Origin of the sequence: Maribacter sp. TH_r10, assembly GCF_033101095.1 — a bacterium.
Lineage (GTDB): Bacteria > Bacteroidota > Bacteroidia > Flavobacteriales > Flavobacteriaceae > Maribacter_A > Maribacter_A luteus.
The window spans coordinates 444,609-460,218 of record NZ_JAWMPY010000001.1; the positions used below are offsets into that span (position 1 = coordinate 444,609).

Here is a 15,610-nt window from a genome sequence, read left to right on the forward strand (position 1 = left end):
ATGATGTTCCACGTGGAACAATTCAAATTTTTCCTTTAATTTCCACCCCAAGAAATTCAGACAACTCCATAGCCCTATCCTTGGCCAATTGATAAGAAATAGTTCTGAATAATGTAAAATGGGATACTCCTTTAAAAAATCGTATTACAAAATCATCCCCGGAACGTTGTTTGCCCAAAGCAGCAACAGAACCCCATTCCGTACCTTGTTTATGTCGTGCAGAGAACACAATCAAATATTCAGGAAAGGAAATCTTTAGTTTACTTTTAAAAATAGTAAAACCCAATAATCTATAGTGCTTATAATTTTTAAAATCCTTTCGAATTTCAAATGAAATTGAATACCCCAACAGCACCATTGAAATAAACATTAACGCAAAACTTTGACTTAATGTACCCATGTCGTCAAAAGACATAAATAACCCAAGCAGTAGCATTACAATTCCCAAAACAACAATTGTCTGTGGTTTTTTTTGTTTGAAAAAAAGTGATCGTATCATCGCCCCATATAAACCAAAAGGACACTTATATCGGAAGGTGAAACTCCGCTGATTCGAGAAGCTTGTGAAATCGTTACCGGCTTAATACGCTCTAATTTCTCGCGGGCTTCAAACGACAAGGATTTAAGTTTTGAATAGTCGAAATTTTCAGGGATTTTGACATTTTCCAAACGGTGCAATTTATCGGCATTATTCTTTTCTTTTTCTATATAGCCCGCATATTTAATTTGGATTTCTGCTTGTTCCATCTCCTCACGACCTAAATTATTTTGGTCAACAAATTGGGCAACTGATGATAATTGTAACATGTGATCCATGGTTACCTTTGGTCTAGAAAAAGCTTTGAACATTTTATCCGATTGCTTTACCAAAGCAGAATCAACACTATCCAATATAGGATTAATATCTTCTGGAAGTACACTCGTATTCTTGAAAAAAGAAACGAAATCAGCTGATTTTCTTTCCTTCTCTTCCATACGTTCCATTCTACTTTTATCTGCCAATCCAATCTCAAAACCTTTAGGAGTTAATCTCAAATCTGCATTATCTTGTCGTAAAAGCGTTCTGTATTCCGCCCTTGATGTGAACATGCGATAGGGTTCTTCCGTGCCTTTAGTAATCAGATCATCTATAAGAACCCCTATATACGCCTCGTCTCGTTTTAGGATAAAAGGATCCTTGCCATTAATCTTTAAATGAGCATTTACACCAGCCATCAAGCCTTGGGAGGCAGCCTCCTCATAACCAGTTGTGCCATTTATTTGACCGGCAAAATAAAGGTTTTCCACCAATTTGGTTTCTAAAGTATGCTTCAATTGAGTGGGTGGAAAATAATCATACTCTATAGCATATCCAGGTCTAAAGAATTTGACATTCTCGAATCCGACTACGGAACGTAAAGCCTTAAATTGCACGTCTTCAGGTAAGGAAGTAGAAAAGCCATTTACATAAACCTCTACGGTATCCCATCCTTCCGGTTCAACAAATAATTGATGACTATCCTTATCCGCGAAACGATTTATTTTATCTTCTATTGATGGACAATATCGCGGACCAATACTTTTAATCCTACCATTGAACATAGGGGACCTATCAAATCCCTCACGTAACAAATCATGTACTTGTTCACTGGTGTGACTCATATGACAATCCCTCTGTTTGGTAAGAACAGGCGTATCTAAATAAGAAAATTTTTCAGGAATTTTATCCCCAGGTTGAACGATCATTTTAGAATAATCCAATGAACGCCCATCAACCCTTGGTGGTGTCCCAGTTTTCATTCTACCACTTTCAAAACCCAAGGTGGTCAACTGTTCAGTAATCCCTGTTGCGGCTTTTTCACCTGCTCTTCCCCCACCAAATTGTTTATCTCCAATATGTATTAAACCGTTTAAGAAAGTTCCATTGGTCAATACAACTGATTTTGCTTTGATTTCGATTCCAAGGGAAGTCTTTACACCGACTACTTTATGATTTCGTATAATTAAACCACTGATCATTTCCTGGTAGAAATCAACATTAGATGTTCTTTCCAATGCTAATCTCCATTCTTCAGCAAAACGCATTCTATCACTTTGCGCCCTAGGACTCCACATCGCCGGTCCTTTGGATTTGTTCAACATCTTAAATTGAATGGCAGATTTGTCGGTTATGATCCCTGAATAACCACCAAGCGCATCGATCTCCCTTACAATTTGTCCTTTTGCTATACCGCCCATAGCAGGATTACAACTCATTTGCCCAATAGTTTGCAAATTCATTGTTGCCAGTAGGGTTTTTGAACCCATATTAGCAGCTGCAGCAGCAGCTTCTGCCCCGGCATGACCACCACCTACAACAATAACATCGTATACTTCTCCAAACATAATTCTATAATTGTTCCACGTGGAACATTTTAATTTTTTCTTCTTCCTTTGCTCTCATCACCAAAACCTCCTCCTGTGTTTTATCATTATAATCCATCAGGTGCAAAATACCATGAGACATAACTCGTAAAAGTTCATTGCCGAAATCTTTCTTGAACTTACCTGCATTCTCCCTAACCCTTTCAATGGATATAAAAATATCCCCATTAAGAACATTACTCTCGGTATAATCAAAAGTTATAATATCAGTAAATGTATCATGATATAAGTACTTCTTGTTGATTTCCAGTAAATAGGTATCATCACAAAAAATATAATTTAAATCACCCAACACGAAACCTTCTGAAACTAAAACCCTATTTAACCAATGGATATAATATTCTTCTTTATCCAATCCAAAATCAAGTTCATAAAAAAATTCAATCATTCCGTTCAAAATAATCTTTAACTTTAATTTGATAATTTTGACGCAAAGGTAACGCTTGCCTATTTAATATTTCAATGTTGTTTTTGTATCCATCAAGTATTGCAGGCTTGGACAAAATTGGATTCCTAAATAAATCAAGATTGGTACTACTTTCCCGCTCCGATTTTCGGCCTTTGGATAAAGTTGCGTTTTCCAATTTCAATAACTCGTGTTCTATATTATTAACTTTACTTACTGTACGTTTGGTGATACCGTTTTCAAGCAAATCGTTCTCAAAATCTTCCATTTGTTTTATCAACTTTTCGCCTAGTTTCCTTTCATCCGAATCTATCATCTCCTTTAGTTCATCCTCCAATTGATTACGGAGCATTTGCTGTTGTTTATATATCTCGTATATTTCTTTAAGTTCTTCCTCACCAATTCCATTAACCCCTTCATTGCCATTAGTATCATCTTTGCCTCTAGAGTTCTTTTTATCGCCTTTGCCCTTAGTATCACCACCTGCATTTCCTTCTTCCCCTTGACCTTTTTGAGCATTTTCCCCTTTTTGTTCTTTTCCTTCGCCTTGGGCCTGTCCACTTTTATCATCTCCCATACCCTCCATTTTTTCTTTTAATTCTCCTTGACCTTTAATTATATCAGGTAATTGAAAACCTGGCTCACCTTTGCCTGAACCTGAGCCGGCCTGCATACTTTGCTGCATATTATCCAAAATATTAGCAAGAAAATCCGCTAATCCATTACTAGCATTCAAAACATATTTTTGATAAGATACACCCTGGTACATTTGATTATCCGCAATACTCTCTAATGATTTGTCTATGTTGTAATAAACCTCCGTTATCTGCTCGTTAACATACTCAGAAAGTTCAGCCCTTCTCAAAGACAAAGCAAAAAGACTATCATCAACATGCTCAAACAAGCTCCGTAATTCCATTTGATCCCTAACCGATTTTGAAAAATTTGCAACATCTAAATCAGTTTCTTCCAAGTCGTCGAACAATTTTTCTTGGTTAAAAGAAAATATCACGAGATTATCGAGTATTTGCCTAAGCATTTCAGCATCTTCTGTAATTGTAGAACCTCCTCCATCAGAAGCCGAGCTTTCTAATTTCTCCGCCATTTCCTTCATTTTATCAGAAGCAGATTTTTGTTTTTTACCGATTTTATCAAAGTTTGATTTAGAATCCTGTTCATCTTTATTAGAATCTAAAGATTGCGTTTCATTAAAATCCTGTACTATTGATTTTTGATCTTCTTTAATAGCTTCTTCTTTTTTAGAATCATAATTCAAATCAATAGGCTTTTTTAACCGATCATTATCCTTTTGTAATTCTTTAAATTCCTTTGTAAAATCGTCAAAATCTTCATTGAGTTTTTCTTGATCTTTACTATCTTCTTTTGTCTTCGGTTTGTTAGCTAATAATTCTTGCTTTTCTGCAAGCTTTTTTAATTCATTAGCCATTTGCGCAACCTTTTCAGTTACATAATATCTCTTGGTCAATTCTAGAAGTTGTTCTAAATTTCGTTTACTATTTTGTTGCTTTTTCCCTAGTTCATCCAATCGTTTACTTAATTCTTCCTTATCTATTTTATCAGCAATTTTATTAAGCTCATCTAGGAGTTTTTCATTTTTTCTTGCTTCAATCTCCTGTCTTTCCAACCGTTCTTGCAATAATTTACTATTTTCATCTTCACTATCTGTTTTCTTTAAACTCTCTTGAAGCTGTTTGCTATAATTCTGCATTAGTTCTTCCTGAACCTTTTGTTTCTTTAAGAAGTTCTTAATCTCATTTTGATCATTGAAGTTCAATTCTTTCTTTTCCTTCTGTGCCCTATTAATTTTATCCAATTCTTTATCCTGTTCCGCAAGTTTATCCAATGAACGATCCATATTCTTAATAATAGCCTCACGGTTCTGAAGATCTTTATTTATCAATTCATTTTCATTCAACAACCTACTTCTGAAAATTTTACTTTTAACACCCTTACTTCCATTAATTCCATCATTATCATTAGCTTGAAAATAAAATTCATAATCCACATTCTCATTGACAACCAATCCTGATGGGAAGGTGTAATAAAATTGACTATAGTTTGAATTGGGTTTAAGCAAATTTATAACCTGTTTACTTTCAGGTTGTTCAATATCATAACACACTAATGTAATAGAACGTAATCCGTAATCATCAGTTGATTCCCCAACATAGTATGAAGTGTTAGGATTAAGTGAATCCAAAACTTGTTGAACTTTTATAGTCGGAAAGGCATCTTTGATAACCGTAAAGCTATAATCCAATTTTTCATAATCCTTTACATTGTCATTTGAAGCGGTAATTTGGTAATCATATGAAAATAGAATAGATTTTGATAAAGTAAATGTTCTAGAATTTTCAGAAAAATTCCATACGGTATCTTTATCGACCAGATGTATTGCACCCGTATTTTCCCCTTTAATATTCCATGTGACTTCTGTTCCTTCAGGTACAAATGCACTACCGGTACTCCTTAAAATTTCGTTTTCCCTTTTTAGATACCCAGGAAAAACCAATTTCATTTCAAAACTCTGTATCGAAGGTATATCTACAACCTCTAATTGATATTTTTCTGACTTTATATTACCAGATACAAATTGAAAATACGAATCTTGAAGTGGCGGGGAAAAAGTATAAGAGAATATATCATCTTCTTTTTGAAGAATTAACTCCTTACCATTAATATCAATGTATGCAACGTCCGGACAAACACTTCCAAGAGTAGTAACCTGAATCGTATACGATTTATCCTCCAAAGCCTTCAAGTCATTATTAAGCAAATGAAACGTAAATGGAGCTGGGGGTGCATAGGCCACGTCATAATTGAGTACCCTATTATAAGAACTAAAAAAAGAGTTCAAGTTACCTGAAATATAAATAGCTATAAAAACAAGAATCGGAATCAACAGATAGCGTGCATATTTAAAAATATCCATATAATCTATAGCCTTGACGAAAGGTATATTGCCTAAATCATTACTACGTTGTTCAATACTAGCTAGTAATAATTCCGATTGGTATTTACTTTCGGTAAGATCGAAAAGATTGTACAATTTATCAGCAACATCTGGAAAATGAGCACCAATAAGCCGTGAAGCTTCTTTATATGTTAGTCCTCTTTTTAACCGAAATAAAAATAGTATTGGGACTACAATAAATTTATAAAAGAGCACCAGTGTTAACAACAGTAGACAAAAGAAAAGCAACATTCTCCATGTATTGCCCAACCAAAGAAGATATTCAATTCCAACGATAAAGAACGTAAAAATCATTCCTAGTGTTAAAAAAAGAAGAATTCCTTTAATCAACATCTTAGAATAATACTTTCTAGTGAAGTGATTTAATTTATCAATTATGTCATCGTAAGCCTTCAAAATATAACGTATTTTATACCAAGATAAATGATCTCTTGTACTTCAACATCAAAATCTTGTTAAAACACCCCTCCATAACGTATCTATCACTATAATTCTTCCTTTGGTTCATACCGCTAATCCCCTATCTTTGCTAAAATAGAAACGATTATATGAGTAAGAAAGTAAGAGTTAGATTTGCTCCAAGTCCAACCGGGCCTTTACATATCGGTGGTGTACGAACTGCCCTTTTCAATTATTTGTTCGCCAAACAGCATAAAGGTGATTTTATACTACGTATAGAGGATACCGATCAAAACCGATACGTAGAGGGTGCAGAAAAATATATTATAGATTCCCTTCAGTGGTGTGGGTTATCGTTTGATGAAGGCCCTGGAAAAGACAAAAGTTTTGGTCCCTACCGTCAAAGTGAAAGAAAGCATCTTTATAAGGAATACGCCGAAACCCTAATCAATAATTGTCACGCCTATTATGCATTCGATACTGCAGAAGAGTTGGATGCCCATAGAAAAGATCATGAAGCTAAGGGAAAAACCTTTATTTATAATTGGCACAATCGTCTAAAATTAAAAAATTCGCTCTCTTTGAGTAAAGAGGAAACCCAAAGGAGGATTGATTCTGGTGAAGACTACGTAATCCGCTTTTTTACACCACAAGATCAAAAATTACATTTAGAGGATATCATCAGGGGAGACATTGAAATAGACACCAACATATTAGATGATAAGGTACTTTTTAAAAGTGATGGTATGCCAACTTATCATCTAGCCAATATAGTTGATGACCACCTAATGCAAATTACACATGTAATTCGTGGTGAGGAATGGCTTCCGTCTTTGGCCCTGCACCAACTATTATATAAAGCCTTTAATTGGGAAACACCGGAATTCGCACATTTACCTTTAATCATGAAACCGGTAGGCAAAGGTAAATTAAGCAAGCGAGACGGAGAAAAACTTGGTTTTCCCGTATTTCCCCTTAATTGGAATGAATCCCAAGGCTATCGTGAAGCAGGTTTCTTCCCCGAAGCCGTTGTTAACTTTTTGGCCCTATTGGGTTGGAACCCGGGCACTGAACAAGAAATATTCAGTCTAGAAGAACTTATAGCTAACTTTAGTTTAGACCGTGTGAACAAATCAGGCGCACGTTTTGATCCAGAAAAAAACAAATGGTATAATCACCAATACCTGCAGAACAAGACTAATGAAGAATTAGCTACTTTATTCGCAGCTGACCTAACCAAACGTGAAATTCCAGTATCTTTTCCGGATATCACATATCTAGAAAAAGTAGTGGCACTAATAAAAGAACGGGCAGATTTCGTCTCTGATTTCTGGGAATTAAGTGACTACTTTTTTGAAGCGCCAAAGGTTTACGATGAAAAAGCGGTACGTAAACAATGGAAAGAAGACACTCCGTCCATACTAACAGAATTAAAATCCGTATTGAAAGATATTAAGGATTTTTCATCCGAAAATATAGAGACCATAGTAAAACAATGGATTACCGACAAAGAACTTTCTTTTGGTAAAGTAATGCCTCCCCTTCGTTTAATTATCGTTGGAGGAATGAAAGGTCCCCACATATTCGATATTCTGGAAATGATAGGTTCTAAAGAAACTATAGATAGAATCGAAAATGCGTTAAACCGACTTTAAACCTATCTTGTAACAAAACGACACATTTTCATACGTATATAAAAAAGTCTTTTCGTAAATTCATAAACTAACAAAATCATATGTATTATGGGTGACTATCTATTAATTCCCTTATTCCTTTTTTTATTGGTAACCATTGCCTCAGGAATATTTATCGTAAAACAACAAACCGCAGTTCTCATTGAAACTTTTGGAAAGTTTACAAGTGTTCGGCACTCTGGTATTCAATTTAAAATACCGTTCGTTCAGCGTATTGCTGCCCGTGTTGGGTTAAAAATCCAACAGCTCGATGTTATTGTCGAAACCAAAACTTTGGATGATGTTTTTGTAAAATTGAAAGTCTCTGTACAATATGTAGTCATCAAAGAAAAAGTATACGAAGCTTTTTATAAATTGGAATATCCCCATGATCAAATTACATCCTATGTATTCGACGTAGTTCGTGCCGAAGTCCCTAAAATGAAATTAGATGATGTCTTCGTAAAAAAAGACGACATAGCCATTGCCGTTAAAGCTGAGTTACAGGATGCTATGATCAACTATGGGTACGACATCATAAAGACCTTAGTCACCGATATTGATCCTGATGCCCAGGTAAAAGCGGCAATGAACCGAATTAATGCCTCTGAACGAGAAAAAATTGCGGCCCAGTTCGAAGGTGATGCCGCAAGGATCCTTATAGTAGAAAAAGCAAAAGCCGAGGCAGAAAGTAAAAGATTACAAGGACAGGGTATTGCAGATCAACGTAGGGAAATCGCACGAGGTTTGGAAGAATCCGTTGAGGTTTTGAACAAGGTTGGAATAAATTCCCAAGAAGCCTCTGCCCTAATTGTCGTAACCCAGCACTATGATACGTTACAATCTATCGGTGAGGAAACCAACACCAATTTAATCCTTCTTCCGAATTCACCACAAGCAGGTAGTGATATGTTGAATAATATGGTCGCCTCATTTACTGCAAGTAACATGATAGGGGAACAAATGAAAAAGACGAACACCAAAAAAGAAAAATAAATTTACTTCAAATAAAAAAGAAAACCACTTATAAGCTATAAGTGGTTTTTTTATGTAAAATATTCTTATTGGTATCTTTTTAGGCCATTAAATCATAATTCTTGATTGTAAGAAGATTTAAGAACACTTCTAATACAAGACCTAGCTCTTATATTGTCCATTTTAAAAAATGCCTTAGAACACAATTAAAAGAGGCTTTTTAAATAGATAATACCGATTGATATATTATATTTGATCAAGAATATCGATACTAGTTGTTCTGTTGGATTTTCGCCCAAGTGTCCCTTAAACCGACCGTTTTATTAAAAACCAATTTTTCAGGAGTAGAATCTTGATCCACACAGAAATACCCCAATCTTTGAAATTGTACCCGATCTTCAATTTTAGCTGATTTAAGACTTGGCTCTAAATAACCCTTGATTATTTTCAAAGCATCAGGATTTATGAATTCCATAAAATCTTTATCCTTATGGGTATCCGGGCTTTCATCCAAGAACAAACGATCATAAACACGAACCTCGGCCTCCAAAGCATGTTTAATGGAAACCCAATGTAAAGTACCTTTTACTTTCCGTAGACTTTCTTCCGAACCACTTCCACTTTTACTTTTAGGATCATACGTACATTGTATTTCGGTAATGTTCCCGTCTGCATCCTTGGTACAGCTTTCCGCTTTTATGATGTAGGCATTTTTCAACCGTACCTCACCCCCAAGTTTCAATCTAAAAAACTTACGATTGGCCTCTTCCCTGAAATCATTCTTTTCAATATAGATTTCCCTAGAAAATGGAACTTGCCTTGATCCTGCATTTTCATCTTCAGGATTATTCTCAGCTTCTAACCATTCTTCTTCGTTTTCAGGATAATTCGTAATAACAACTTTCACAGGATCCAAGACGCCCATAACCCTAGGTGCCACCTTGTTCAAATGTTCACGTACATGAAACTCCAGTAAAGAAACATCTATTAAATTTTCCCTTTTGGCTATACCTATAGTATCAGCAAAATTACGAATGGCCTCTGGAGTATATCCCCTACGTCGAAGTCCGGAAATCGTTGGCATTCTTGGATCATCCCAACCGTTAACAACGTTTTCCTCTACCAACTTCAACAGTTTACGCTTACTAACAATAGTATGGCTTAAGTTTCGTCTTGCAAATTCCCGTTGTTTGGGCCTTACCGATTTCTTATCATAAACTTGGTCTAAAAACCAATCATATAATTCACGATGTGGTAAAAACTCCAATGTACATATTGAATGTGAAACCTGCTCAATATAATCACTTTCCCCATGTGTCCAATCATACATCGGATAAATACACCAATCGGTATTTGTTCTATGGTGAGCCTTATGAAGAATTCGATACATAATGGGATCACGCATCAGCATATTCGAAGATGACATGTCTATCTTAGCACGAAGTACATGTGTACCCTCCTTAAAATCACCCCTTTTCATAGATTCGAACAACTCTAAATTCTCTTCTACGGTTCGGTCACGATAAGGGCTTGGTGAACCCGGTTCGGTCGGTGTGCCTTTTTGATCGGCCATTTCTTCTGAAGATTGACTGTCTACATATGCCTTTCCTTTTTCAATCAACAAAACGGCCCAATCATATAGTTGCTGAAAATAATCGGAAGCATACCGTTCGGTATCCCACTGGAAACCTAACCATTCAACATCCCTTTTTATTGCATCTACAAACTCTTGTTCCTCCTTTACTGGATTGGTATCATCAAACCTCAAGTTAACCGGAGCATTATAACGTATTCCCAATCCGAAATTGAGACAAATTGAACTGGCATGACCTATATGCAAATAACCATTTGGCTCCGGCGGAAAACGAAATCGCAATTTATCCTTTGAAAAACCGTTATTAAGGTCCTCCTCTATTATATGTTCAATGAAATTCAATGATTTTGACGCTTCACTCATCTGACTTATTTTAAGCAGAGCAAATGTAGCAAAATTGCAGGGATTACAGGCTATTAAATGCCCTAGCATACAAATAGTAGGATTTCACAACATAAATAGTATGCAGCACAACAATATATTTTTTACACTGTTAATAAGTTTAATATTTGTTTTTGAATACTAACACAATAAAATGGAAATACAGCATACCCAACTGTAAATCCTTAAAAATGAACCCCAAATCAACCCAGTCAGACGGTAAATTATTGATATTTAAAAAGCACTACTTATGAAATCTACATTAAATTTTCATGCCCGTCTTATTCTAATCGCTTTTATGCTATTTGGTTTTAACCAACTCTCAGCACAAATTCTTGTCAATGCACCTGAAGCCGCCGACAATCCAAATTTGTCAGGTAATGATGCATGGACCGCCATATGCGCAGGTGTTGGTGGTTTTAACCAGTATTATGTTAATATATCCTGGGCTGGTACCGCAAATAGTGGTAATGAATTTATCCTGGAGCTATCCGATAAGGATGGTGATTTTACCAATCCTGTTGAACTAACAAGGGTAGGTGATCAAAACAGTAATACTTCAAAAGAATTCGATGCGGAATTCGCTATTCCTACAGATACAAGGGGAGATGGTTTTAAAATGAGGGTTCGGTCTACAGACCCCGCTTATACTAGTAGCGCCTCTACCGCTTATGCCATGTATTATATGGATGTTACCAATAATATAAATATCAGTGACGATGGCAGTGGCGTGCCACCGGGAATGGTATGTTCAACAGGGCCTATTACCCTACAAGTAGACAATGTTGCCAATCCAGATACCTATCAGTATATATGGTATATGAGCGGCAGCCCCATTACCGGAGAAACAGGACATACTTTAACTGTTAGTAGTTCAGGAATGTACTATGCCATTATTGATTATGGTAATGCATGTTCGGGTTCTGCAAATACGGACTCTAACATTGTTGATGTTACCATAGGCTCAGGTGGTGAAGGTATTTTCATTAATCCACCATCTAAAAATATACTATGTGCCGGTGAAACGGAAACATTAAGTATCAATACCACAGATCCCTCATGGAATTATATTTGGTTCAAAGACGGCGTCCAGATTGCCGGGGCCACCTCATCAACATATACCGTTGATTCCAACAATGCCGATTTTGCCGGGGATTATCAAATTGAAATTTCTTCCAGCTCTATATGCAATGAACGCTCTGCCTCCATTACATTTTCAAATGCAGATGATTTTACCGTTACAAGGGAAAATGAAGAGAATCTAGTACTATTACCAACCCAAACGAAAAATTTGAGTGTTACCACCTCTGCCATATCCCCAACGTACAAATGGTACAGGAATGGTACCGAAATAACTGGCGAAACCAATGCTACCCTCAGTACCAATCAAGAGGGCACCTATTATGTAGAGGTAACCCAAGGTGGGGGCACTTGTCCAGGTACCATTAAGAATTCTGAAACCACAACTATTATTGTTCCGGATTCTTTTGAGATCATTACGGATTATGCCTCTAGTTATATTGCTTGTGAATCAACCGATATGGTAGTTCAAATACAAACCATAAATGCTATTTTATCCGATGCAACCACTATTGATGTAACAGCTGATATACTTTCTGATTTTAATTTTCAATGGAAATTGAACGGATCGAATATAGCCGGAGCCACCAGTAATTCAATCAGTTTAACCGATACGACTGAAAACGGGGATTATTCGGTAGATGGAAGCATTTCAACCTATACGGCAACCAGTAATACATTACCGGTACAACTCCTAACATCTGAAATTTTGACCATCGAAAGTACTAGTGCCGTGTATTGTAGTTCATCGGACACAGTAACCCTTAGTACCACTACCGATCTTACAAGTGAATCCTTTGAGTGGCAAAAAGATGGGGTTACGGTAAATACCACAGACAGTTCATTTGATATAAACGACATTGGTATATACCGATTGGTTTTGGAAAGAAACGGTTGTTCTTTGAACTCCAATGAAATTACAATTTCATCGCTCGACGAATCCTTGATCTCTTTAGACCCTGAAGGTGATGTTGTATTGCCAGAAGGCACTTCAAGAACTATTACTGCAAGTGGTGGTACCGCTTACCGTTGGTACGATGCCGCAAATAATGAACTAAGTTCCCTTTCTTCAGTGACAGTAAGCGAAGAAGGAACCTACACACTTATCGCAAATATCGATAATTGTGAAATAATAAGACAAATTAACGTTACCCTATTAGATACCTTTAAGATTCCCAATGTTATCAGTCCAAATGGCGACGGTATAAACGACCAATGGGTAATTCCTAATTCGTATTCAAATAAATCAGACGTTAACGTTATCATTTATAACGAAAAAGGAGAGGAGCTTTTGAATGAATATGATTATAAAAATTCATGGCCATCCTCTTCACAAGCATTTCCAAAGCAAAACATGGTATTCTATTACAAAATACGTAATGCCCAGGGAATCTTGAAACAAGGTACCATAACTGTAATTAGATAAATTAACTAATACAATGTTCAAGAATAGATTTATATATATACTCATGCTTTTTATGGTATTGACCAAGGTCAGTGCCCAAGAAGACTCACCATTCGTTACGTATGATGTTCCTTCGCAGAACTTATTGAAGTATAACCGATTCTTAATTAACCCTACGTTTTCTACTGTTAGGGAAGATGTTTCCTATATAAATCTTTTACACCGAAACCAATCGGTACAATTTGATGACAACAATCAGAATTACTTTTTAAGTTATAGTGGTAGGATCAGTGACAGAACCGGTTTGGGTTTAAGCCTTTATTCCCAACGGGAAGGTACCGTATCTAACTTCGGGGTTCTGGCAAATTACGCCTATGGTGTTAAATTAAGTGATAAAAGTAATTTCACCTTCGGTGCAAATGTATCCTATTACAATAGTGGTTTTGATCAAAACCGTGTTACTACGGTTGAGGAAGATCCTTATTTGGCCGGACTTCAAGATAGTAATCTTTTGTCCTTTCAACCAGGTTTCAATATTTCCTATGGGCAGTTCGATTTCGGATTGTTCGCAGAAAACCTTTTCGACTATAATCTTAAAACAAGTGAATCGGTAACTGAATTCAAAGACAAGACCTTTTCAGGTCATTTACAATATACCCATGAGTTTGAAAACGCTACCGGTATCCTAGAAAGTGGACGTTTAATGCCGTTGGCCCGTGCAAGGAAAGTAGGGGAAGATGATGTTGTTCTAGGCGGTAGTCTTATTCTCGACCTTCCAAAAATAGGTTGGCTGCAAGGTGGCTACGATAGTTTTTATGGAGCTTCTGCAGGCGTTGGTTTTAACTTAAGTAAACGACTTTCATTGGGGTATACCATGGAAAAAGGTCTGTCTAGCAACTTTGATGATTTTGGAGTTACCCATGAAATATCATTTGCCTATTCATTTACACCTAATTTAACCGAGGACCGTGTGCTATTGGAAAAAGACAATGAGCTTGTTGATTCTGATGAGCCCTTTAGGGAAGATACCATGGCAAGCTCGGATGATCTTGAAGACCTTAAGAGAAAATTAGCGGAAAATGATGCAATTATAGAAGAATTGATGTTTAGGCAAGATTCTTTAGAAGCCAACCGTAAAGACGATCTTCAGAAGCGATTTGAAATGGTCATGCGAATGGTCCGTAATGAAACGAACGGTAATAGACCTGATATTGAAGATAAAGCGAGAACCATGTTCCTTGGTGAAGATTCGGATATAGAGATAGCAGCCAATAACGCCAGCAATGATGGTAGGGTACAGGGAGACGATACGAAATATACCAATTCGTCTAATAATGACTCCAAAGACAGAACGATAGCAGTTGTCAATGATAAGGTAAATACCATTGAATCTACAGATAACAAAAAATCTGTATTCAATAACACGATTACTCCAGATAGAGCAAAAGATGCTGTTGCCTCCAACAAAACAAAATATACTACAAAACTTGAATCAGCCAAGGATAGGGTTCAAAATAATACCCCAACACAAAACATTACCAAAAAGACCATTAAGAGCCGTAAATTCCGTGATTTGGAAGGAGTAGAAGATGGTTACTATGTTGTGGCCAATGTGTATAAAGGTGGGGTATATATGGACCGTTTCATTGAAGGACTTGAACAAAAAGGTATTTCTGCCGATTACATCGACAATCCCAATAACGGTCTTAAATATGTATACCTAGAACGTTATGATACTTGGCAAGAAGCTGTTGCTGCCCATAACAACAATGTAAATGGCACCTATGATGGTGTTACATGGATCATGAATGTGGATAACCGCTATACCAACGAAGCCTATGTTGAAAACTCAAATAGGATCAAAGAAAAATCTGAAAGGTATAATACAGATGTCCTTCAACAAAATGTAATCGTTAAAGATAAGGTCGCAGCGAACGGTTTGGAACCGAAAACCCAAATAATCAATGGGGTAGATTCCGGTTACTATTTAATTGCCAATGTTTTTGCCAATCCGAATAACGCCAAACGTTTTGTGAAATTATTGAACTCATACGGGTTACACGCCAGTTATTTTATAAATCCAGAAAATAACTACAGGTATGTTTACCTAAAGAGACACCAATCATGGAATAATGCACTTATATCTTACTACACTAGGTTAAATGATTCATACGATGATAAAATGTGGATCATGCGTGTTACACCAAGCCAAATAGCATAAAACAGAACAAAATAAAACTTTTGAGTACGTTTAATTGAAGTATGATTATAACTGCTATAAGGTTCAAACCATAGCATC

General features: G+C 36.3%; 9 protein-coding genes. 4 read left to right on the forward strand and 5 right to left on the reverse strand.

Annotated elements, in window-relative coordinates:
- Positions 1-22 precede the first annotated feature (22 nt).
- The 4 genes from R3X28_RS01910 to R3X28_RS01925 all read right to left on the reverse strand — a co-directional run bounded on the left by R3X28_RS01910 (position 23) and on the right by R3X28_RS01925 (position 6,200).
- Positions 23-370 carry a hypothetical protein gene (locus tag R3X28_RS01910; protein ID WP_317661983.1) on the reverse strand — a complete coding sequence of 116 codons (348 nt, stop codon included), beginning with the start codon at positions 368-370 and terminating at the stop codon, positions 23-25.
- A gap of 125 nt (positions 371-495) precedes the next feature.
- Positions 496-2,364, reverse strand: a complete 1,869-nt coding sequence (gene mnmG, locus R3X28_RS01915; RefSeq protein ID WP_317661985.1) for a tRNA uridine-5-carboxymethylaminomethyl(34) synthesis enzyme MnmG — start codon at positions 2,362-2,364, stop codon at positions 496-498.
- Between the two features lie 4 nt (positions 2,365-2,368).
- The gene (gene ybeY, locus R3X28_RS01920) at positions 2,369-2,791 is read right to left on the reverse strand and encodes an rRNA maturation RNase YbeY (RefSeq protein ID WP_317661987.1); all 423 of its coding nucleotides are present in this window, start codon (positions 2,789-2,791) and stop codon (positions 2,369-2,371) included.
- The gene (locus R3X28_RS01925; RefSeq protein WP_317661989.1) at positions 2,784-6,200 is read right to left on the reverse strand and encodes a hypothetical protein; all 3,417 of its coding nucleotides are present in this window, start codon (positions 6,198-6,200) and stop codon (positions 2,784-2,786) included. Before R3X28_RS01925 ends, ybeY begins: the two co-directional genes overlap by 8 nt.
- A gap of 152 nt (positions 6,201-6,352) precedes the next feature.
- Here R3X28_RS01925 and gltX point away from each other — a divergent pair, with 152 nt between their 5' ends.
- Positions 6,353-7,858 carry a glutamate--tRNA ligase gene (gene gltX / locus R3X28_RS01930; RefSeq protein WP_317661991.1) on the forward strand — a complete coding sequence of 502 codons (1,506 nt, stop codon included), beginning with the start codon at positions 6,353-6,355 and terminating at the stop codon, positions 7,856-7,858.
- 87 nt (positions 7,859-7,945) lie between these two features.
- On the forward strand, positions 7,946-8,872 hold the full coding sequence (locus R3X28_RS01935; protein ID WP_154366092.1) for an SPFH domain-containing protein: 927 nt from the start codon (positions 7,946-7,948) through the stop codon (positions 8,870-8,872).
- Positions 8,873-9,122: 250 nt separating this feature from the next.
- Here the strand turns inward: R3X28_RS01935 and R3X28_RS01940 are convergent, their stop codons facing one another.
- Positions 9,123-10,808, reverse strand: a complete 1,686-nt coding sequence (locus R3X28_RS01940; RefSeq protein ID WP_154366094.1) for a glutamine--tRNA ligase/YqeY domain fusion protein — start codon at positions 10,806-10,808, stop codon at positions 9,123-9,125.
- A gap of 268 nt (positions 10,809-11,076) precedes the next feature.
- On the opposite strand from R3X28_RS01940, the gene R3X28_RS01945 reads away from it, so the two are divergent.
- Both R3X28_RS01945 and R3X28_RS01950 read left to right on the forward strand, forming a co-directional pair.
- Complete coding sequence (locus R3X28_RS01945) at positions 11,077-13,332, forward strand: gliding motility-associated C-terminal domain-containing protein (RefSeq protein WP_317661994.1); 2,256 nt, start codon at positions 11,077-11,079, stop codon at positions 13,330-13,332.
- Between the two features lie 13 nt (positions 13,333-13,345).
- Positions 13,346-15,532 carry a type IX secretion system membrane protein PorP/SprF gene (locus R3X28_RS01950; protein WP_317661996.1) on the forward strand — a complete coding sequence of 729 codons (2,187 nt, stop codon included), beginning with the start codon at positions 13,346-13,348 and terminating at the stop codon, positions 15,530-15,532.
- Positions 15,533-15,610 lie beyond the last annotated feature (78 nt).